General features: G+C 43.5%; 19 protein-coding genes. 12 read left to right on the plus strand and 7 right to left on the minus strand.

Annotated features, from left to right (window positions below):
* The 10 genes from bamA to tilS all read left to right on the plus strand — a co-directional run bounded on the left by bamA (position 1) and on the right by tilS (position 13,162).
* Complete coding sequence (gene bamA / locus LGZ99_RS00580; RefSeq protein WP_023044740.1) at positions 1-2,394, plus strand: outer membrane protein assembly factor BamA; 2,394 nt, start codon at positions 1-3, stop codon at positions 2,392-2,394.
* Positions 2,395-2,520: 126 nt separating this feature from the next.
* On the plus strand, positions 2,521-3,018 hold the full coding sequence (gene skp / locus LGZ99_RS00585; RefSeq protein ID WP_023044739.1) for a molecular chaperone Skp: 498 nt from the start codon (positions 2,521-2,523) through the stop codon (positions 3,016-3,018).
* Positions 3,019-3,021: 3 nt separating this feature from the next.
* Positions 3,022-4,050: a UDP-3-O-(3-hydroxymyristoyl)glucosamine N-acyltransferase gene (gene lpxD / locus LGZ99_RS00590; RefSeq protein ID WP_021324818.1), complete on the plus strand. Its 1,029-nt coding sequence runs from the start codon at positions 3,022-3,024 to the stop codon at positions 4,048-4,050.
* 120 nt (positions 4,051-4,170) lie between these two features.
* A complete protein-coding gene (fabZ, locus tag LGZ99_RS00595) occupies positions 4,171-4,623 on the plus strand; it encodes a 3-hydroxyacyl-ACP dehydratase FabZ (RefSeq protein WP_036838485.1) in 453 nt (150 codons plus the stop codon).
* Between the two features lie 3 nt (positions 4,624-4,626).
* The gene (gene lpxA, locus LGZ99_RS00600; RefSeq protein WP_036838483.1) at positions 4,627-5,415 is read left to right on the plus strand and encodes an acyl-ACP--UDP-N-acetylglucosamine O-acyltransferase; all 789 of its coding nucleotides are present in this window, start codon (positions 4,627-4,629) and stop codon (positions 5,413-5,415) included.
* Between the two features lie 4 nt (positions 5,416-5,419).
* Complete coding sequence (lpxB, locus tag LGZ99_RS00605) at positions 5,420-6,604, plus strand: lipid-A-disaccharide synthase (RefSeq protein ID WP_031280821.1); 1,185 nt, start codon at positions 5,420-5,422, stop codon at positions 6,602-6,604.
* Entirely contained in the window at positions 6,604-7,191 is a 588-nt protein-coding gene (gene rnhB / locus LGZ99_RS00610) for a ribonuclease HII (RefSeq protein ID WP_036838481.1), read from the plus strand. Before lpxB ends, rnhB begins: the two co-directional genes overlap by 1 nt.
* 57 nt (positions 7,192-7,248) lie before the next feature.
* Positions 7,249-10,731, plus strand: coding sequence for a DNA polymerase III subunit alpha (dnaE, locus tag LGZ99_RS00615; protein WP_036838479.1), 3,483 nt, complete (start codon positions 7,249-7,251; stop codon positions 10,729-10,731).
* Positions 10,732-10,744: 13 nt separating this feature from the next.
* Positions 10,745-11,704: an acetyl-CoA carboxylase carboxyl transferase subunit alpha gene (gene accA / locus LGZ99_RS00620; protein WP_023044736.1), complete on the plus strand. Its 960-nt coding sequence runs from the start codon at positions 10,745-10,747 to the stop codon at positions 11,702-11,704.
* A 129-nt stretch (positions 11,705-11,833) separates the two neighbouring features.
* Entirely contained in the window at positions 11,834-13,162 is a 1,329-nt protein-coding gene (gene tilS, locus LGZ99_RS00625) for a tRNA lysidine(34) synthetase TilS (protein WP_036838477.1), read from the plus strand.
* Positions 13,163-13,203: 41 nt separating this feature from the next.
* On the opposite strand, the gene rof is transcribed toward tilS, so the two are convergent.
* On the minus strand, positions 13,204-13,470 hold the full coding sequence (rof, locus tag LGZ99_RS00630; protein WP_021324825.1) for a Rho-binding antiterminator: 267 nt from the start codon (positions 13,468-13,470) through the stop codon (positions 13,204-13,206).
* 333 nt (positions 13,471-13,803) lie between these two features.
* Here rof and nlpE point away from each other — a divergent pair, with 333 nt between their 5' ends.
* Positions 13,804-14,466 (plus strand): envelope stress response activation lipoprotein NlpE, encoded by a 663-nt coding sequence (gene nlpE / locus LGZ99_RS00635; protein WP_023044734.1) that lies wholly within the window; start codon positions 13,804-13,806, stop codon positions 14,464-14,466.
* Between the two features lie 120 nt (positions 14,467-14,586).
* Here the strand turns inward: nlpE and proS are convergent, their stop codons facing one another.
* From proS to metN, 6 genes are all read right to left on the minus strand, one after another.
* Positions 14,587-16,305 carry a proline--tRNA ligase gene (gene proS / locus LGZ99_RS00640; RefSeq protein WP_021324826.1) on the minus strand — a complete coding sequence of 573 codons (1,719 nt, stop codon included), beginning with the start codon at positions 16,303-16,305 and terminating at the stop codon, positions 14,587-14,589.
* A 125-nt stretch (positions 16,306-16,430) separates the two neighbouring features.
* The gene (tsaA, locus tag LGZ99_RS00645; RefSeq protein WP_021324827.1) at positions 16,431-17,138 is read right to left on the minus strand and encodes a tRNA (N6-threonylcarbamoyladenosine(37)-N6)-methyltransferase TrmO; all 708 of its coding nucleotides are present in this window, start codon (positions 17,136-17,138) and stop codon (positions 16,431-16,433) included.
* Positions 17,135-17,482 carry an envelope stress sensor lipoprotein RcsF gene (rcsF, locus tag LGZ99_RS00650; protein WP_262978790.1) on the minus strand — a complete coding sequence of 116 codons (348 nt, stop codon included), beginning with the start codon at positions 17,480-17,482 and terminating at the stop codon, positions 17,135-17,137. Before rcsF ends, tsaA begins: the two co-directional genes overlap by 4 nt.
* A 196-nt stretch (positions 17,483-17,678) precedes the next feature.
* Positions 17,679-18,494, minus strand: a complete 816-nt coding sequence (locus LGZ99_RS00655; RefSeq protein ID WP_023044732.1) for a MetQ/NlpA family lipoprotein — start codon at positions 18,492-18,494, stop codon at positions 17,679-17,681.
* Between the two features lie 64 nt (positions 18,495-18,558).
* Complete coding sequence (locus LGZ99_RS00660) at positions 18,559-19,212, minus strand: methionine ABC transporter permease MetI (protein ID WP_036838473.1); 654 nt, start codon at positions 19,210-19,212, stop codon at positions 18,559-18,561.
* Complete coding sequence (metN, locus tag LGZ99_RS00665) at positions 19,205-20,236, minus strand: methionine ABC transporter ATP-binding protein MetN (RefSeq protein ID WP_036838471.1); 1,032 nt, start codon at positions 20,234-20,236, stop codon at positions 19,205-19,207. Before metN ends, LGZ99_RS00660 begins: the two co-directional genes overlap by 8 nt.
* Before the next feature lie 195 nt (positions 20,237-20,431).
* Between metN and gmhB the strand changes: the two genes are divergently transcribed.
* A complete protein-coding gene (gene gmhB / locus LGZ99_RS00670; protein ID WP_036838469.1) occupies positions 20,432-20,998 on the plus strand; it encodes a D-glycero-beta-D-manno-heptose 1,7-bisphosphate 7-phosphatase in 567 nt (188 codons plus the stop codon).
* Positions 20,999-21,148 lie beyond the last annotated feature (150 nt).

Raw genomic sequence — 21,148 nt, forward strand, 5'->3', positions numbered from 1 at the left:
ATGGCGATGAAAAAGTTACTCATAGCGTCGCTGCTGTTTGGCAGCGCCACTGCGTACGGTGCAGACGGGTTCGTAGTTCGGGACATTCACTTTGAAGGTCTTCAACGCGTTGCCGTAGGTGCAGCATTACTGAACATGCCAGTTCGCGTAGGTGATACGGTCAGCGATGAAGATATCGGTCGTACCATTCATGCACTATTTGCTACTGGTAACTTTGAAGACGTTCGTGTCCTGCGTGATGGCAATACACTTATTGTTCAGGTAAAAGAACGGCCGACTATTGCCAGCATTACTTTCTCCGGCAATAAATCGGTGAAAGATGACATGCTGAAGCAGAACCTTGAGGCATCTCGTGTTCGGGTCGGTGAAGCACTTGACCGCACTATGTTGTCCAATATCGAAAAAGGGTTGGAGGATTTCTATTACAGTGTGGGTAAATACAACGCCAGTGTAAAAGCGGTTGTTACGCCACTGCCACGCAATCGTGTCGATTTAAAACTGGTTTTCGCTGAAGGTGTTTCGGCAAAAATTCAGCAGATTAACATCGTAGGTAACAAATCATTTTCTTCTGATGAGTTATTGAATCGTTTCCAACTCAGAGATGATGTGCCGTGGTGGAATCTGACTGCTGATCAGAAATATCAGAAACAAAAACTGGCTGGTGACCTTGAAGTGTTGCGCAGTTTTTATCTTGATCGCGGTTATGCCCGTTTTAACATTGATTCGACTCAGGTCAGTTTGACGCCGGATAAAAAAGGTATTTATGTCACGTTGAATATTACGGAGGGGGATCAATACAAAATATCTGGTATTGACCTGAACGGTAATATGGCGGGCTATCAGTCAGAAATCACTAAATTGGCTAACATTGAGCCTGGTTCTCTGTATAACGGGACTCAGGTGACTAAAATGGAAAGTGAAATCAAAAATTTGCTTGGCCGTTATGGTTATGCTTACCCACGGGTGATGACTCAACCTGAAATCAATGATCAGGACAAAACAGTAAAACTGCATGTCAACATTGATGCAGGTAACCGTTTCTATGTTCGTAAAATCCGTTTCTCCGGTAATGACACCAGTAAAGATTCCGTTTTGCGTCGTGAAATGCGCCAGATGGAAGGCGCATGGCTGGGGAGTGATCTGGTTGAATTGGGTAAAGAACGGCTTAACCGCTTGGGTTATTTCGAAACTGTAGATGTTGAAACTCAGCGTATACCCGGCAGCCCTGATCAGGTAGATATCGTTTATAAAGTTAAAGAGCGTAATACTGGTTCTCTGAACTTTGGGATTGGTTTCGGTACTGAGAGCGGCGTCAGTTTCCAGATTGGCGCTCAGCAGGATAACTGGTTGGGAACAGGTAACTCTGTTGGGGTTAATGCCAGTAAGAATGACTACTCAACCTATGCAGAAGTCTCTTTCACTGATCCTTATTTTACGGTTAATGGGGTGAGTCTCGGTGGTCGGGTATTCTATAACGATTTCAGAGCTGATGATGCTGATTTGTCCGGTTATACCAACCAAAGCTATGGTATAGATGGTTTCCTTGGTTTCCCGATTAATGAAAATAACTCCTTACGTTTTGGGTTGGGCTATATTCATAACTCTCTATCCGAGATGCTCCCTCAGGCAGCAATGTGGCGTTATCTGAAGTCTATGGGTGAGAATCCAAATCTTGAAAGTAAAGCAGACTTTAAAGCGGATGATTTCTCTCTGAATCTAGGTTGGACGTACAACAACCTTGACCGTGGTTTCTTCCCAACATCGGGTGTGAAATCGACTCTGAACGGCAAAGTGACCATCCCTGGTTCGGATAACGAATTCTATAAAGTGACTTTTGATACGTCTGCGTACTACCCAATTAATGATGCGCGTACTTGGGTGATTTTGGGCCGCGGTCGTTTAGGCTATGGTGATGGGGTCGGTGGTAAAGAGTTACCATTCTATGAAAACTTCTATGCAGGTGGCGCCAGTACCGTTCGTGGTTTCCGTTCCAACAATATCGGTCCTAAGGCTATTTACTTGAATAAGGACGGGAGTCCTAAGGAAAATAGTCCATCCCGTGATGCTGTGGGGGGGAACGCAATGGCAGTCGCCAGCCTTGAGTTGATCACACCAACGCCATTCCTTGATGGTAAATACTCGAATTCTGTCCGAACTTCATTCTTTATTGATTCAGGTACAGTTTGGGATACTGACTGGAGTGATTCTGCTGTAATGAAAGCCAAAGGTATACCTGATTACAGTAAACCAGGTAATATCCGTGTTTCAGCGGGTATTGCATTGCAATGGATATCTCCTTTGGGGCCGCTGGTGTTCTCTTATGCTAAGCCGATCAAAGACTACGAAGGTGATAGATCAGAACAATTCCAATTTAATATTGGCAAAACCTGGTGATAATGCGTTTTTATCTTATTATTGATAAAACAGATTATTGATAAAGCAAGCTTTGAAATCATTGGTTTCAGGGCATTAACAAAGTTTTCCAACATGTTACAGATAGCGTGGTTTAAGGAGTTTATAGTGAAGAAATTGTTGTGTGCAGCAAGCCTTGGTATTGCATTAGCTTTCTCTGCTGGTGCTCAGGCAGCAGACAAAATTGCCGTTGTAAATGTCGGTGAGATTTTCCAGCAGTTGCCTGCCCGTGAAGCTGTTGCGAAACAGTTGGAAAATGAGTTCAAAAGCCGCGCATCTGAACTGCAAAGAATGGAAGCTGATTTGCAGACCAAAATTCAGAAATTACAGCGTGATGGCTCTACCATGAAATCCAGCGAGCGCGCTAATCTGGAAAAAGACGTTATGGCTAAACGTGGAGAATTCGGCAAAAAAGCTCAGGCTTTTGAGCAAGATAATCGTCGTCGCCAAATGGAAGAACGCAATAAAATTCTGAGCCGTATCCAGGACGCAATCAAAGTAGTTGCAGGTAAAGAAGGCTATGACGTTGTGGTTGATGCGAATGCTGTTGCTTATTCAGTATCTGGCAAAGACATTACGGCAAGTGTATTGAAACAGGTTAAATAATAGATGTCTTCAATTCGATTGGCTGATTTAGCTCAGCAGTTGAATGCACAATTACATGGTGATGGCGACGTGGTCATCACCAGTATTGCCCCAATGCATTCGGCCAATAACGAACAGATCACTTTTTTGTCTGACAGCCGTTACCGTGAACGTTTAGGTGAATGTCAGGCTGCCGCTGTCGTTCTCCGCGAGTCAGATCTTCCTTATTGTAATGTTCCGGCATTGGTTGTTGCCAATCCTTATCTGGCCTATGCCTATATGGCTCAGATTATGGATACAACACCGGTTCCCGCACAGGATATTCACCCTTCTGCGGTGATTTCACCTCAGGCAACTCTGGGTAAAAATGTTTCCGTTGGCGCTAATGCTGTTATCGAATCCGATGTTGTTCTTGGTGACAATGTTGTGATTGGTGCTGGTTGCTTTATTGGCAAAAATACACATATTGGCGCGGGAAGCCGCTTTTGGGCAAATGTCTCTGTTTACCATAATGTTGAAATTGGTGAGCAGTGTTTGATTCAGTCAGGGGCTGTTATCGGATCTGATGGCTTTGGCTATGCGAATGATCGCGGTAATTGGGTTAAAATCCCTCAATTAGGTTCAGTCATTATTGGTGACCGGGTTGAGATTGGCGCCTGCACAACTATCGATCGGGGTGCTCTGGACAATACCATTATCGGTAATGGCGTCATTATCGATAACCAGTGTCAGATTGCCCATAATGTTATCATTGGTGATAACACAGCAGTTGCTGGCGGTGTGATCATGGCCGGTAGTCTGAAAATTGGTCGTTATTGTATGATTGGTGGCGCCAGTGTCATTAATGGACATATGGAAATCTGTGATAAGGTAACAGTCACGGGGATGAGTATGGTGATGCGCCCAATCACTGAACCTGGTGTATACTCCTCTGGCATTCCGTCACAACCAAATAAAGTTTGGCGTAAGACAGCAGCTTTAGTCATGAATATCAATGAAATGAATAAACGCCTTAAGTCACTGGAGAGTAAGCTGGAAGGCAAAAACGAGTAATTGCACTATATTTTTGGTTGTGTCTTATTTTTGCGGCCTGCCTGGAAACTCTGGATTTGGGGTTTAAGCGGGCCGTGTCGTTAATATAATTAGTCCTTTTTAGACAGGAAGAGTATTTAGATGAGTGATAATCATACTCTGCACATTGAAGAAATTTTAGATCTGCTTCCGCATCGTTATCCGTTTTTATTGGTGGATCGCGTTCTTGATTTTGAGGAAGGTAAATCCCTACGTGCAGTTAAAAATGTATCTTTTAACGAACCCTTCTTTCAGGGGCATTTCCCAGGCAAACCTATCTTCCCTGGTGTTCTGATCCTTGAAGCTATGGCACAGGCCACCGGAATTCTGGCATTTAAGAGTGTGGGTAAACTGGAGCCAAATGAACTCTATTATTTTGCCGCTATCGATGGCGCCCGTTTTAAACGCCCGGTAGTGCCTGGGGATCAAATGATTTTAGAAGTTGAATTTATTAAAGAGCGTCGAGGGGTTGCTCGTTGTAGAGGCGTAGCAAAAGTCGATGGAGAAGTGGTTTGCGAGGCAGAAATGATGTGCGCTCGCCGTCGTGAGGTCTAGTCTATGATTGATGAAACCGCTTATATACATCCTAGCGCTATTGTAGAAGATGGCGCGGTTATTGGCGCCAATGTTCGTATTGGCCCATTTTGTTGCATTGGTTCTCAGGTTGAAATTGGCGAAGGTACAGAGCTGAAATCTCATGTTGTTGTCAATGGAATAACTAAAATCGGCCGTGATAATCAGATTTTTCAGTTTGCCTCGGTTGGGGAAATGAATCAGGACCTGAAATATCACGGTGAACCAACCAGAGTTGAAATTGGTGATCGTAACCGTATCCGCGAAAGTGTGACCATTCATCGTGGAACTGAGCAAGGTGGTAGTTTAACGAAAATCGGCAATGATAATTTGTTGATGATTAATGCTCATATCGCTCATGACTGTATTATCGGTGATCGTTGTGTCATTGCTAATAATGGTACTTTGGGAGGGCATGTTATTCTGGGGGATTATGTCATCATCGGTGGTATGAGCGCGATTCATCAGTTTTGTCAGATTGGCTCTCATGCTATGGTGGGTGGTTGCTCCGGTGTGGTACAGGATATTCCTCCATATGTTATTGCTCAGGGTAATCATGCAACACCTTTTGGCATTAATATTGAAGGCTTGAAACGTCGTGGCTTTGATAAAGATTCATTACATTTAATTAGAAATGCATACAAGTTATTGTATCGTAACGGGAAAACTTTAGAAGAAGCACAGCGGGAAATTGCTAAGTTGGCTGAAGAGAATCAGCATGTAAAAATCTTCAGCGATTTTCTGGCAAATTCTACCCGTGGCATTATCCGTTAAGTAGATGAAGGATACTCCTTTGGCTACCATTTCTTCTATTGATAGTCTGCACCCGCTGACGATTGGATTAGTCGCCGGAGAAACCTCCGGTGATATCCTTGGAGCAGGTTTAATCCGTGCATTAAAAGCCAAAATACCCAATGCCCGTTTTGTTGGTGTTGCGGGTCCTCTTATGCAGGCTGAAGGTTGTGAAGCCTGGTATGAGATGGAAGAGCTGGCTGTAATGGGGGTTGTCGAAGTTCTTGAACGTCTTCCTCGTTTGCTGAAAATCCGTAAGGATCTGACAACCCGTTTCACAGAACTGAAACCTGATGTGTTTGTGGGCATTGATGCGCCGGATTTCAATATTACCTTGGAAGGGCGGTTAAAACAGCAGGGCATCCGTACTATTCATTATGTCAGCCCGTCGGTATGGGCCTGGCGTCAAAAGCGCGTTTTCAAAATTGGTAAAGCCACCGAGATGGTTCTAGCCTTCTTACCTTTTGAAAAAGCGTTTTACGATAAGTTTAATGTCCCTTGCCGGTTTATTGGGCATACAATGGCGGATGCTATGCCGTTACAGCCGGATAAAGCGGCAGCACGTGAGCTATTAGGTATCCCGCAAGAGGCCATTTGCCTGGCTTTGTTGCCAGGGAGCCGCCATTCTGAAGTTGAGATGCTGGGTGCTGATTTTCTAAAAACTGCTCAGTTATTGCGGCAAAAGATGCCAGATTTACATGTATTTGTGCCGTTAGTGAATGCTAAACGGCGTGAACAATTCGAGCGAATCAAACAGGAAACTACGCCAGATCTGAATGTCCACCTTGTGGATGGCAAAGCGCGTGAAATTATGATCGCAAGTGATGCTGCACTTTTGGCATCTGGCACGGCTGCTCTGGAATGTATGCTGGCAAAATGCCCGATGGTCGTGGGTTACCGGATGAAGCCCTTTACTTTCTGGCTGGCTAAACGTCTTGTAAAAACACCTTATGTTTCATTGCCGAACTTGCTATCCGGTAAAGAGCTGGTTAAAGAATTATTGCAGGAAAAGTGTCAGCCGCAGAAACTTGCAGATGAATTGTTGTCATTACTGCAAGGTAGTGAAAGAGTTGAAGCATTGAAACAGACATTTTTACATCTGCATGAAAGCATCCGCTGTAATGCTGATGAACAAGCTGCACAAGCTGTACTGGAATTAGCAGGAAAATGATGGAATTTATATATCCTCAGGCAAATCTTATTGCCGGAGTTGATGAAGTTGGCCGAGGCCCATTAGTCGGTGCAGTTGTGACCGCCGCTGTTATTTTAGATCCGTCCAGGCCAATCGCCGGGCTGGCTGATTCTAAAAAACTCAGTGAGAAACGCCGTGAAGCATTGTATCTGGAGATTACAGAAAAAGCGTTGTGTTGGAGCCTGGGGCGCGCAGAGCCAGAAGAAATTGATCAACTGAATATCTTGCACGCAACGATGCTTGCGATGCAAAGGGCTGTGGCTGGCTTGTCTATTTCGCCTGAATATGTGCTGATTGATGGTAATCGTTGCCCTAAATTGTCAATGCCTGCGCAAGCGGTGATAAAAGGTGATGGGCTGGTTGCTGAAATCAGTGCGGCTTCTATCGTGGCGAAAGTGACTAGAGATCGGGAAATGGCTGAACTTGACCAATTATTTCCTGAATATGGATTTGCTAAACATAAAGGCTATCCAACGGCATTTCATTTAGAAAAGCTGGCTCTGTTGGGAGCGACAAAACATCATCGTAAAAGCTTTGCGCCGGTTAAAAGAGCAATTGGCCGTTAAGTTAACTTGTTGACTGAATACAGCTATTCTTCAAATCAATATCATCTGGACAAACACATGGCCGAACCCCGTTTTGTACACTTACGTGTCCACAGCGACTATTCAATGATTGATGGCTTAGCCAAAACCAGCCCTTTAGTGAAAAAGGTTGCTCAATTAGGTATGCCAGCTTTTGCAATCACTGATTTTACTAACCTGTGTGGGCTGGTGAGATTTTACGGCAGTGCTCATGGGGCGGGAATAAAACCGATTATTGGTGCTGATTTCTATATGGAAAGCGAGTTGCTCGGTGATGAGTACGCTAACCTGACCATTCTTGCGCGCAATAATACTGGCTATCATAACCTGACGTTACTGATATCAGAGGCTTATCAGAAGGGGTATGGTGCTGTTGGCCCGACAATTAAACAGGAATGGCTGATAAACCATAAAGAAGGGTTGATCCTGCTCTCTGGTGGTCGTATGGGTGATGTTGGCAAATTCCTGTTACGTGGTAATCAGGTTATGGTAGACCAATGCCTTGAGTTTTATCAGGAGCATTTCCCCGATTGTTATTATCTGGAGCTAATCCGTACTGGCCGTGCAGATGAAGAAAGTTATCTTCATGCAGCGGTTGCACTGGCGACAGAAAAGAACTTGCCTGTTGTTGCGACTAATGATGTGTGTTTCATCGACAGTGAAGATTTTGATGCTCATGAGATCCGCGTGGCGATTCATGATGGCTATACATTAGCTGATCCAAAACGCCCGAAAAATTACAGTCCTCAGCAATATCTGCGTAGTGAACAGGAGATGTGTGAACTATTCGCTGATATTCCCGAAGCGCTGGAAAACAGTGTAGAAATTGCTAAGCGTTGTAATGTCACTATCCGCCTTGGTGAGTATTTCCTGCCGCAATTCCCGACGGGAGAAATGAGCACTGAAGATTATCTGGTCGATAGATCTAAACAAGGGTTAGAAGAGCGTTTAGCATTTCTCTACCCGGATCCTGAAGTACGGGCAGAAAAGCGTCCTGAATATGATGAGCGACTTGATGTTGAACTTCGGGTCATCAACCAGATGGGATTCCCTGGCTACTTCCTGATCGTGATGGAATTTATTCAATGGTCGAAAGACAATGGTGTTCCTGTTGGCCCAGGGCGTGGTTCTGGTGCCGGTTCTTTGGTGGCTTATGCTCTGAAAATAACTGATCTCGATCCTTTGGCGTTCGACCTGCTGTTTGAGCGGTTCCTTAATCCTGAACGTGTTTCCATGCCCGATTTTGACGTCGATTTCTGTATGGAAAAACGTGATCTGGTGATTGATCATGTGGCTGATATATATGGTCGTGATGCCGTATCTCAGATAATCACATTCGGTACGATGGCAGCGAAAGCCGTCATTCGGGATGTTGGCCGCGTGCTGGGGCATCCATACGGGTTTGTTGACAGAATTTCCAAATTGATACCGCTTGATCCCGGTATGACACTGGAAAAGGCATTTATCGCAGAGCCACAACTTCCTGAAATCTATGAGGCGGATGAAGAAGTTAAAGCGCTGATAGATATGGCGCGTAAACTGGAGGGTGTTACCCGTAACGCAGGGAAACACGCCGGAGGGGTCGTTATCGCCCCAACTAAGATCACAGATTTTGCACCTCTCTACTGTGACCCGGAAGGTTTGAACCCGGTTACTCAGTTTGATAAAAACGATGTGGAATATGCTGGGTTGGTGAAATTCGATTTCCTCGGACTGAGGACGTTGACTATCATCAATTGGGCGTTGGAAATGATCAACGCACGCAGAGCGAAGAAAGATCTGGACCCAATTGATATTGCAGCGATTCCGCTGAACGACGCCAAGAGCTTCGATATGCTGCAACGCGCTGAAACAACAGCGGTATTCCAGCTCGAATCCCGTGGTATGAAGGATCTTATCAAACGTCTGCGTCCTGACTGCTTCGAAGACATGATTGCGCTTGTGGCGCTGTTTCGTCCAGGCCCTTTGCAATCAGGCATGGTGGACAACTTCATTGACCGCAAACATGGTCGGGAAGAGATTTCATACCCAGATGTACAATGGCAGCACGAATCTTTACAACCTGTTTTGGAGCCAACCTACGGCATTATCCTTTATCAGGAACAAGTGATGCAGATTGCTCAGGTGCTGGCGGGATATACTCTCGGTGGCGCAGATATGCTCCGACGGGCAATGGGCAAGAAAAAGCCGGAGGAGATGGCGGAGCAGCGCTCTGTATTTGAGGATGGAGCCAAAAAACTCGGCATTGATGGCGAACTATCAATGAAAATCTTTGACCTGGTAGAGAAATTTGCTGGTTATGGATTTAACAAATCTCACTCCGCTGCGTATGCATTGGTCTCTTATCAGACTTTATGGTTGAAAGCACATTATCCGGCTGAATTTATGGCTGCGGTAATGACTGCTGATATGGATAATACAGAAAAAGTCGTTGGGCTGATTGATGAATGCTGGCGCATGGGGCTGAAAATATTACCACCTGATATTAATAGCGGCCTGTACCATTTCCATGTTAATGATGACGGGGAGATCGTATATGGTATCGGAGCAATTAAAGGGGTAGGTGAGGGGCCGATTGAAGCGATCATCGAAGCTCGTCAGAAAGGCGGCTATTTTAGAGAACTGTTTGATTTATGTGCCCGCGTTGACACTAAGAAATTAAATCGTCGGGTGATGGAAAAGCTGATCATGTCAGGGGCGTTTGACCGCCTGGGGCCGCACCGTGCGGCACTGATGTCTTCTCTGGAAGATGCCCTGAAAGCGGCAGATCAACACGCTAAAGCAGAAGCCATTGGTCAGACTGATATGTTTGGTGTATTAGCTGAAGCGCCGGAAGAAGTTGAGCGCTCTTATGCCAATATTTCTCAATGGCCGGAACAGGTTGTTCTTGATGGTGAACGGGAAACGTTGGGGCTCTATTTAACTGGGCACCCGATCACACGTTATTTAAAAGAAATTGAGCGCTATACTAATGGATTACGGTTAAAAGATGTGAATCCGACACCGCGTGGTCAAGTAACGACTGTGATAGGTTTGGTGCTGGCGTCCAAAGTGATTATAACCAAACGGGGTAACCGGATTGGTCTTTGTACATTGGATGATCGTTCAGGACGTCTGGAAGTCATGCTATTTTCCGATGCCCTGGAGAAATACCGGCATTTGTTGGAGCAGGACCGGATATTGATAGCTACGGGGCAGGTCAGCTTTGATGACTTCAACGGTGGTCTTAAAATGACAGCCCGTGAATTAATGGATATTAGTGAAGCGCGTGAAAAATATGCGCGTGGGCTTGCTATCTCGCTGTTAGACCGGCAAATTGATGATCAATTGTTGAATCGTCTTCGTGGTGCCTTGGAACCACATCGTTCTGGAACAATACCGGTTCATCTTTATTACCAAAGGGAAGACGCCCGCGCCCGTTTAAGATTTGGCGCGACGTGGAGGGTAACGCCAACGGATAACCTCCTGACAGATTTGCGAACTCTGCTGGGTAATGAGCAGGTAGAATTAGAATTTGACTAAAAGTAGGAATGTTATGAGTCTGAATTTTCTTGAATTTGAACAGCCGATTGCCGAGCTGGAAGCGAAAATTGATTCGCTGACCGCAGTTAGCCGTCAAGATGAAAAATTAGATATAAATCTGGATGAAGAAGTACAACGTTTGCGGGAAAAAAGTCTGGAATTGACTCGCAAAATCTTTTCAGATTTAGGTGCTTGGCAAATTGCCCAACTTGCCCGTCATCCACGCCGTCCTTATACATTGGACTATATTCAGCATATTTTTACTGATTTTGAAGAGCTGGCGGGTGATCGCGCTTACGCTGATGATAAAGCAATTGTTGGTGGTTTAGCTCGTATTGATGGGCGTCCAGTGATGATTATTGGTCATCAAAAAGGTCGTGAAACAAAAGAAAAAATCCGCCGTAATTTTGGTATGCCAGCGCCGGAAGGCTATCGTAAGGCTCTGCGTCTGATGGAAATGGCGGAACGTTTTAAACTGCCAATTATCACTTTCATTGATACTCCTGGCGCATATCCTGGCGTTGGTGCGGAAGAGCGTGGTCAGTCTGAGGCTATTGCCCACAATTTGCGTGAAATGTCCCGTTTGTCTGTGCCTGTTATTTGTACCGTGATTGGTGAAGGCGGTTCCGGTGGTGCGCTGGCAATCGGTGTCGGTGACAAAGTGAATATGCTGCAATACAGTACTTATTCTGTTATCTCCCCGGAAGGCTGTGCCTCAATTCTGTGGAAAAGTGCGGAAAAAGCGCCTCTGGCGGCAGAAGCAATGGGGATCATTGCTCCTCGCTTAAAAGAGCTGGAATTAATCGATACCGTGATCCCAGAGCCATTAGGTGGTGCGCATCGTAATTACGAAGCAATATCAGCATCACTAAAAGCTCAGTTATTGGCTGATCTGGCAGCTCTTGATCATTTGTCACCTGAAGAATTGGTGAACCGTCGTTATCAGCGCTTGATGCAATATGGTTATTGTTGAGATCTGAACTAATCCCTTACTGTTTCGAAGTAGTAGAAAATATTATCTGAGGGGCAGTGATTCTTAGTTTAATGACGCAGATGATATGAATTCATGATTGGTGCAAATTAAGGAACTCTTGAGTTTGTAATGACAAAAATTGATGAACAACTATTTTCCACTTTAGCTAAACAGCTTGGTGAACATAAGAAAATCCTGGTTGGATTTAGTGGTGGGCTGGATTCTTCAGTTTTGCTGCATTTGTTAGTCAATTGGCGTAATCAGCACAATCAGGAAGTTCAGCTGAGAGCAATGCATATTCACCACGGTTTAAATCCAAAAGCAGATCAATGGGTTGAATATTGCCAACAGATTTGTGATGACTGGCAAGTGGAGTTTTGTTTTGAAAGAGTAACGATAGATGCCCGTGAAAAGGGCATTGAAGCTGCTGCCCGTGATGCCAGATATCAGATGTTCAGGTGTGAATTACAAAAAGATGAAATTTTGGTAACTGCTCAACATCTTGATGATCAGGCGGAGACTTTTTTGCTGGCACTAAAGCGTGGTAGCGGTCCGGCTGGCCTTGCTTCTATGCCTCCAGTCGCACTATTTGCTGATACATTATTGTTTCGCCCACTGCTTGGTTATAGCCGGAGTGAGTTGGAAATATATGCCAGTGAACATCGTCTGAATTGGATTGAAGACGACAGTAATCAGGATGATCGTTATGACCGGAATTTTCTGCGCTTACATGTTATGCCGTTACTGAATCAACGCTGGCCGCATTTCCCACAATCTGTTGCTCGTAGCGCAAGTTTATGTGGTGAGCAGGAGCAGCTTCTGGATGAGTTGTTGAGTGAATCTCTGAAAGAGCTGGTAACTCAGGATGGCGCTTTAGGTATTTCACCTTTGGAAGCGTGCTCGGAAGCTAAACGAAATGCTTTGTTACGCCGTTGGCTTAGTTACCATGACATGAAAATGCCCTCACGGGAGCAGCTTCACAGGCTTTGGTATGAGGTGGCTCTTGCTCGCACTGATGCTGAGCCCCAGCTACAATTTGGTCAGTATAATGTACGGCGTTATAAGCAAAAACTTTGGTTGGTTCCTCAATTGCAATCTTTGAGAGACATTATTCTTGAGTGGGATATTTGTAATCCGTTGGTATTACCGGATCGCCTGGGAGAACTGAATATTTCTGATCGTGGTATTCAAGTAAGGACCCCGGCTAATAATGAGCGGGTGACTATCCGCTTTGGTGTTCAGGGAATGATGAGTATTGTGGGTCGTCAACACTCCCGGCACAGTAAAAAATTGTGGCAGGAGTTTGGGGTTGCTCCATGGCTTAGAGAGCGAATTCCATTGCTTTATTACAACGAACTGCTGATAGCTGCATTAGGTATTTTTATCACCAAAGAAAGCGAAGCGGCAGAAGGGCAGAGAGTATTGACAATTAACTGGAATAAAACGTTGTTAAAATAAAGCGTTATAAGCCGCCAGAGGCGGCTATTTCTTGTTTCTTATCAGGATTCGGAATGTTCAACAATAACAGTACCGATTTCAGGGTGACTGAAACTGGCGATATGATCCAACCGCAGTTCTCGGGAATTATCTGCTGTTTCGATTATCAGGTATTCAGCTTTCTTTCTCAAAATCAAATCACAGGCTTTCCCTTCAATAACTTCACCACCTCGTAATTTTATGTGTAGATGGAGCTGATGTTGGCAAGCCAACTCAAGGTTATCATAGTCGTCACAGTTAATTGGTTGATATTCAGTATTTATAGACATATTTGCTCACCACTATGGTTAGTGGCGGTTATTGCCGCCTGTGGTTGTTAAAAATTGTAACTCAAAAGCACTATTAATGACTATAGCACAGGAAATCAATCGTGATTAATGAATAACTTTGGTTGTTCCCTTTGAACGGTAAATAAATAAAAGTCTTATTTCACAGCAAGTTCCTGACAAAAGTATTAAAATCGACTCATATCATTTCGCTACTATTGGGTAACATCTTTAAAAAGGACGGTATTTACGCTATTAAACTGCAATAATCGCTATGTTCCTTGTGTTACTAATTAAGATGAGTTACAGAGCTCATTATACTGTTTGGAGATAAATGTGAATAAAAAACTTTTAACAGCGTTAGTTGCTGTGGGCGTATCTGCTTTGGTGGGATGTAAAGGTAACTTGGTACAGCAAACGAGTTCACAGCCAGTGGATCAGACTTTTCATGGTGTTGTTCCTTGTGCTGATTGTTCTGGTATTGATACCACACTGTTATTGGATGATGATGGTACTTATATTCTGGAACAAACTTATCTTGGTTCTCGTGATGGTGATCAGTCATTCTTTGAATCCGGGCAATGGGCGAAAGATGGAGAAAAAATCCGTCTGGAAAAATCAGATGACCAGAAATATTACTATCTGCCGAAAGATGGAAATTTGGTAATGCTGGATATGGAAGGCAACACAATTGAATCGTCATTCAACTATGAGCTGAAACGGGTAAAACCAGAAAAACTGACGGGTGAATACAGTTACATGGCTGATGCCGCTTCATTCACCGATTGTAGTACAGGTAAGCGTTATGACGTGCCGGAAAGTTTGGATTTGGAGCAAGGCTATCATCAAGCTGGCGTAGAAGGTGGAACGCCGGTTTATGTTGAAGTTGAAGGCTATTATAGCGTGAGTCCGTCAATGGAGGATGGGCTATTTAATTCTGCCTTGGTTCAGACAGGTAAAATTCATTTCGATAAATCGAAATCTTGTATGAAGAAATAATTCTAGCTTCAATATGAATGGTGATAATGGGCCAGAAGAGTAAAACGAGTTCACTTACTGCGTCTTTATGATCTGACCATTATCACCATACTGCTCAATGAGTTATTGTAATAACCCTAATTAACAACTAAGTTGTTGTTTCAGATAATCAGCAACATCGTTTAGCTTCAGTATCTGTTTTTCATCACTGCGACGATATTTATATTCTACTTCGCCATTATCAAGATTACGGTCACCGATAACGATAGTGTGTGGTACGCCAATCAGCTCCATATCAGCAAACATCACGCCTGGGCGCTCTTTACGATCATCGAAAATAACATCAATGCCGTTGACGCGCAGATCAGCATACAGTTTCTCTGCAACTTCCTTAACACGATATGACTTATGCATATTCATTGGCAGAATAGCGACCTGGAATGGTGCAATTGCATCAGGCCAGATGATACCGCGGTCATCGTGATTTTGTTCAATCGCTGCGGCGACAATGCGGGTAACGCCAATACCATAACAACCCATAGTGACAATCTGATTGTGGCCGTCTTCGCCTTGAACGGTTGCTTTCATTGCATCAGAATACTTGGTGCCAAGTTGGAAGATATGGCCAACTTCAATGCCACGTTTGATGAGTAATGTTCCTTTACCATCCGGGCTGGCATCACCTTCAACAACATTACGGATATCAGCGACTGCTGGTATTGGTAAATCACGTTCCCAGTTGATACCGAAATAGTGTTTGTCATCAATGTTGGCGCCTGCGCCAAAGTCATTCATCACCGCCACACTGCGGTCAATAATAACAGGTATTGGCAGATTGACGGGTCCCAGTGAGCCTGGGCCGGCACCTACAATTGCACGAATTTCTTCTTCGGTAGCAAAAGTCAGAGGGCTGGCAACCAAAGATAATTTCTCTGCTTTGATTTCATTAAGTTCATGGTCGCCGCGGACCAATAAGGCGATCAATTTATGGCCCGTATTTTCTGCTGCATGAACCATCAGAGTCTTAACCGTTTTTTCAACTGGCAGATTGAATTGTTCAACCAGTTCAGCAATTGTTTTTGCGTTTGGGGTGTCTACCAGATGCATCTCTTCTGTTGGTGTTGCACGATCATAAGCAGGAGCGACGGCTTCGGCCAATTCAATATTAGCTGCGTAATTGGATTCAGTTGAGAAAACGATATCATCTTCTCCACTGGCAGCCAGAACCTGAAATTCATGGGAAGCACTACCGCCGATAGAACCGGTGTCTGCCAGAACAGCACGGAAATCCAAACCAATACGGGTAAAGATTTTGCTGTAGGCTTCGTACATATTGTCGTAAGTTTCTTGTAGTGACTCTTGGGTAGCATGGAAAGAATAAGCATCTTTCATTAAGAATTCCCGGGAGCGCATTACACCAAAGCGAGGGCGAACTTCGTCCCGGAATTTAGTCTGGATCTGGAATAAAGTCAGCGGTAACTGTTTGTATGAGCTGACTTCATTACGGATCAGATCAGTAACGACTTCCTCGTGAGTTGGACCCAGCACAAAAGGGCGATCCCCTCTGTCAGCAAAACGCAGTAATTCTGGGCCGTACTGTTCCCAGCGACCACTTTCCTGCCATAAATCTGCCGGCTGTACGACGGGCATAGATATTTCAATTGCTCCGGCATTGTTCATCTCTTCACGAACAATTTTCTCAACTTTTTTTAGTACGCGGACACCTGTAGGCATCCAATTATACAAGCCTGAAGCGAGCTTACGGATCATGCCCGCACGAAGCATCAGTTTATGACTGACAACCTCTGCATCGGCAGGAGTCTCTTTTAATGTAGAGAGCAGATATTGGCTAGTGCGCATTGTTAGGGTTCCATTAGAGCAGCAAATTGCTTCTGACTGGCAGAAATTTGCCAGCTAATAAAAAACGAAAATAAGTCTTTAGTCTACCAGCGAGTTTAAGATGTCAAAAGGGCATATACTGATTTTTAAAGGGGTTCAATGGAAAACACTTTAGTCAGTGTGCCACAGATTCTCCAGCGTACATTAAAATTCAGTAAATGAACGGCATATTCTCGATTTTCCTGTTCTCCTCTCCGATAAGCAGGACGAGGGTCTTGAGCCAAGACCTGACTGATAAAACGGCGTAAATCCGGGTAAGTGCCCTGAACTGAGATGAGCTGTTGTTCGGCGGCAGGTAAAAATATCACTTCCATACCGGCGGAAGGTGCTTCTTGGGCAAAACCTGCCACAGCGTGCGGCTGACATTCAGCGAAAGGCAGATAAGGCTTGATATCAATAACCGGTGTGCCATCAACTAAATCCAGGCTGCCCAATTCCAGAGTAACACTGCCTTTTCTGTATCCAATTCCTTTAAGTTCAATCAGAGACATACCAATTGGATTCGGTCTGAAAGTTGAACGGGTTGAGAATACGCCCATTTTTGCATTGCCGCCTAAACGGGGAGGACGCACCATTGGTTTCCAGCCGCTATCCATTGTTTGATGGAAAATAAAAATAACCCACAGATGACTAAATTGTTCCAAACCACGAACTGCATCTGGTTGATTATAGGGTGGAAGAAGTACTAATTGCCCTCCGCCATCTTCAATAAGACCTGGTTGGCGTGGAACGGCAAATTTTTCTTTATAAGGGGAGTGGATAACCCCTATTTGTGTGAAATTAAAATCGGTCATTGAGTAATAAGCAGAGCTGAACCTTCACATATTGCTATCTGGTAGCATCCTTGACCTGATAACATCTCGCACTGATGTAATAAAACTGCGTTAGCATTCAAATGAGCGGCCTTCGTTATCATCTGGTTACGTGCTACGGCGATATTAGCTGGTGGATCCTGTAAAGAACCACGGCATGATTGACCAGAAACAATTCCTAAATCTTTAAATGCGGCATTTAATAACTCTTCATTTTTGGTATACAACTTTACGGATGAGGAAAGATTCTTTTTTTCTTCGGTTAATACTTGTTTGAGCTTCATATCCGATAACTGAGAAGAGTCAGTAAATGCTGTCTGTTGCATTGAACATCCTGTTATGAATAGAGCTAACAAAGAGATAAACAGCTTACGCATTAATAGATCCTCGAATTTTTACTGTCAGAGTTAAGAGAATAGAATCAGGTTAACAAAAAAATATCGAAAACATGATGCCATAACAAATCAGGCGGACAATCTGTCCGCCTGATTATTCTAATATCGATGAGTGTAATATGAAAGATTACCAGCCTTTCACCGCACCACCGTTAAAAATTTTATTGGCAGCTTCATCAACTTCATCGGATTGATATGCTTTAACGAATTTCTTAACGTTTTCAGCATCCTTATTATCTTCACGGCTAACCAGCAGGTTTACATATGGAGAATCTTTATTTTCGACAAATAAACCGTCTTTTGCCGGAGTCAGGCCGATTTGGCTGGCATATGTCGTATTAATGATTGCCAGAGCAATTTTTTGATCGTCCAATGAACGTGGTAATTGTGGCGCTTCCAGCTCAACCAATTTTAGATTTTTAGGATTTTCAGCAATATCCAGAGTTGTTGGTAATAATCCTATGTTATCTTTCAGTTTGATTAAGTTTTGTTTCTGTAACAGTAATAAAGAACGGCCTAAGTTCGTTGGATCATTTGGTAACGCAATTTGAGAACCATCCTGTAATTCATCCAGGGATTTAATTTTCTTGGAATAACCTGCAATTGGATAAATAAAAGAGTTGCCAACGGTGACCAGTTTGTAACCACGATCTTTGATTTGTTGATCCATGTAAGGTTTGTGCTGGTATGCATTCAGATCAATATCACCTTTACTCAGAGCCTCGTTTGGCAATACAAAATCATTAAAAGTGACCAGTTCTACATCAAGACCATATTTATCTTTAGCTACTTTTTTCGCAATTTCAGCAACTTCTTGTTCTGCACCAACGATAACGCCTACTTTAATATGGTTTGGATCTTGTTTTTCCTGCCCGCAACCAGCCAGAATTAATGAACCTAAAAGAGCGCTGATAGTTGCGATGGTTCTTAATTTAACAGACATACTTTACCCCTATTGAATACTGATTTATTAGCACCGATACCGGTGCTGTTTTAAAATAATTTTATTATTTGCGTGTTGTGGCTTTAACTAAACGGTCACCACTTAATTGAATTAAGTAAACTAAAATAACCAGTAACACTAATACGGTGTTCATTACTGTTGCATTATAGCCGATATAACCATATTGGTAGCCAATCTGGCCTAATCCGCCCGCACCTACAGCACCTCCCATTGCGGAATAACCTACTAACGTAATCAGGGTAATTGTAGCTGCATTAAGCAAACCTGGTAACGCTTCAGGTAACAGAATTTTCTTCACAATCTGGAACGGAGTTGCTCCCATTGCGCGAGCTGCTTCAATTAATCCTGATGGAATTTCCAGTAAAGCATTTTCCACCATACGGGCGATAAATGGTGCGGCACCTATGGTTAATGGAACAATGGCGGCTTGTAAACCGATAGATGTTCCAACAATTAATCTGGTAAAAGGAATCATCCATACCAGTAAAATAATAAATGGGATAGAACGGAAAACATTCACTATCGCTGAAAGAAAACGATAGAGTTTACTGTTTTCCATAATCTGACCAGGGCGGGTGACATATAACAAGACACCTATCGGCAGCCCAATAATAAAGCCAAAGAAGCCAGAAACAAAAGTCATTACCAGAGTTTCCCAGACGCCTTTAGCCAGCAATAAGATCATTCCTTCAGACATAACCGAGAACCTCTACTTTCACATGATGGTCTTGTAAAAATTGAATTGTTGATTCAATGCCGCCATTTTCACCGTGTAATTCCGCTAACATCACACCAAATTTTACTCCACCGGCATAGTCAATTTGGGAACTTAATATATTCATATCAATATCAAAACGACGTACTGCCATCGAAATCAAAGGTGCGTCTACAGATTGACCGGTGAACTCCAGTTTCAATAATGGGCTAAGATCTGGGGCTGGGGTGCTTTGCATTTTTTGCACATAGTCTTCAGGGATATCCAAATGCAAAGTTGACTGGATAAATGCCTGAGCGATAGGTGTTTTGGGATGAGAAAACACTTCACTGACAATATCCTGTTCAATCAACTGCCCACCGCTGATAACTGCAACCTGGTCACATATACGTTTGACGACATCCATTTCATGTGTAATTAACAGAATAGTCAAACCCAGACGGCGATTAATATCTTTCAATAATTCCAGAATAGATCGGGTTGTTGCTGGATCCAGAGCACTGGTTGCTTCATCACATAAAAGTACTTTGGGTGAATTAGCTAAAGCACGGGCAATAGCAACACGCTGTTTCTGTCCACCAGAGAGATTTGCCGGATAAGCATCGTGTTTATCTGCAAGGCCAACAAGTTCTAATAACTCATCTACCCGTTTTTTTATTTCCGCTTTTGGAACATTATCTAATTCTAAAGGTAAGGCTATGTTGCCAAAAACTGTTCTCGAAGATAGCAAATTAAAGTGTTGGAAAATCATGCCAATACGGCGACGCGCATGGGTCAAATCACTATCAGATAGGATAGTCAAATCCTGACCATCAACCAGTATTTGCCCGGAAGTTGGACGCTCAAGCATATTTACACAGCGAATCAACGTACTTTTGCCTGCACCGGATGAACCGATGACACCGTAAATTTGCCCTTGCGGAACATGCAAACTGATATCTGAAAGTGCGTTGATAGAACGGGCACCCTGCTGGAATATTTTGTTGATATGAGACAATTTTATCATTTTTATTCTTTTTTATTCTTATAAAAATTCGAAAATTAGTAGCTTGAACATTTTCGAGAAAACAAACTACTAGTTAAATCGGATGTTAAGGTGTCTAGACGTCTAAGTCAACTGGGAATAAATTAATTGCTGCATTCTCATTCATGGCTAAATCATGCGATACTGAGAACTTCTTACATTGCTTGGAGCAATCGGGTGACACAAGGTATTCCTGCCGTATTTTTAGATCGTGACGGAACAATAAATATCGATCATGGTTATGTACACGAAGTAGATGATTTTCAATTTATCGATGGTGCCATTGAAACCATGATTGAATTGAAAAAAATGGGGTATGCACTGGTATTAGTCACAAACCAGTCAGGTATTGCCCGCGGCATTTTCAATGAAGAACAATTCTTGCAATTGACAGAATGGATGGATTGGTCACTGGCAGATCGCGGTGTAGATTTGGATGGCATTTATTATTGTCCCCATCATCCAGATGCGACTGAAGAACAATATAAGAAGAGTTGTGATTGTCGTAAACCACAACCAGGTATGCTGCTGGATGCACAGAAGGAGCTTGGCATTGATATGGCTGCTTCTTATATGGTTGGTGACAAATTGGAAGATATGCAAGCGGCGGTGATGGCGAAAGTTGGTACTAAGGTATTAGTTCGTACAGGTAAACCAATTACAAATGAAGCAGAACAAGCGGCTGATTTGATAATAAATAACCTTGCAGACTTGCCTAAAGCGATTAAAAGCATCAGGAAGTAGGCTTTTTTGTTCTTTATATCATCGTTTTGTTGAAAAGGTGCGCGAACAAAAGTTTTTTTAAAATAAACGCTTGTCAGCGCCAAAGAACTCCCTATAATGCGCCACCACTGACCGACACAACGCTGACAAAACGTGTGAGGCCAGGCGGAG

It is taken from the genome of Photorhabdus temperata (genome assembly GCF_025384845.1).
GTDB lineage: Bacteria > Pseudomonadota > Gammaproteobacteria > Enterobacterales > Enterobacteriaceae > Photorhabdus > Photorhabdus temperata.

What these genes read in the sequence shown, in the direction of transcription:
- bamA (WP_023044740.1), top strand. Translation starts at nt 1, where the DNA reads ATGGCGATGAAAAAGTTACTCATAGCGTCGCTGCTGTTTGGCAGCGCC.
- lpxD (WP_021324818.1), top strand. Translation starts at nt 3,022, where the DNA reads ATGTCTTCAATTCGATTGGCTGATTTAGCTCAGCAGTTGAATGCACAA.
- fabZ (WP_036838485.1), top strand. Translation starts at nt 4,171, where the DNA reads ATGAGTGATAATCATACTCTGCACATTGAAGAAATTTTAGATCTGCTT.
- lpxA (WP_036838483.1), top strand. Translation starts at nt 4,627, where the DNA reads ATGATTGATGAAACCGCTTATATACATCCTAGCGCTATTGTAGAAGAT.
- lpxB (WP_031280821.1), top strand. Translation starts at nt 5,420, where the DNA reads ATGAAGGATACTCCTTTGGCTACCATTTCTTCTATTGATAGTCTGCAC.
- rnhB (WP_036838481.1), top strand. Translation starts at nt 6,604, where the DNA reads ATGGAATTTATATATCCTCAGGCAAATCTTATTGCCGGAGTTGATGAA.
- dnaE (WP_036838479.1), top strand. Translation starts at nt 7,249, where the DNA reads ATGGCCGAACCCCGTTTTGTACACTTACGTGTCCACAGCGACTATTCA.
- accA (WP_023044736.1), top strand. Translation starts at nt 10,745, where the DNA reads ATGAGTCTGAATTTTCTTGAATTTGAACAGCCGATTGCCGAGCTGGAA.
- tilS (WP_036838477.1), top strand. Translation starts at nt 11,834, where the DNA reads ATGACAAAAATTGATGAACAACTATTTTCCACTTTAGCTAAACAGCTT.
- rof (WP_021324825.1), bottom strand. Translation starts at nt 13,470, where the DNA reads ATGTCTATAAATACTGAATATCAACCAATTAACTGTGACGACTATGAT.
- proS (WP_021324826.1), bottom strand. Translation starts at nt 16,305, where the DNA reads ATGCGCACTAGCCAATATCTGCTCTCTACATTAAAAGAGACTCCTGCC.
- tsaA (WP_021324827.1), bottom strand. Translation starts at nt 17,138, where the DNA reads ATGACCGATTTTAATTTCACACAAATAGGGGTTATCCACTCCCCTTAT.
- rcsF (WP_262978790.1), bottom strand. Translation starts at nt 17,482, where the DNA reads ATGCAACAGACAGCATTTACTGACTCTTCTCAGTTATCGGATATGAAG.
- LGZ99_RS00655 (WP_023044732.1), bottom strand. Translation starts at nt 18,494, where the DNA reads ATGTCTGTTAAATTAAGAACCATCGCAACTATCAGCGCTCTTTTAGGT.
- LGZ99_RS00660 (WP_036838473.1), bottom strand. Translation starts at nt 19,212, where the DNA reads ATGTCTGAAGGAATGATCTTATTGCTGGCTAAAGGCGTCTGGGAAACT.
- metN (WP_036838471.1), bottom strand. Translation starts at nt 20,236, where the DNA reads ATGATAAAATTGTCTCATATCAACAAAATATTCCAGCAGGGTGCCCGT.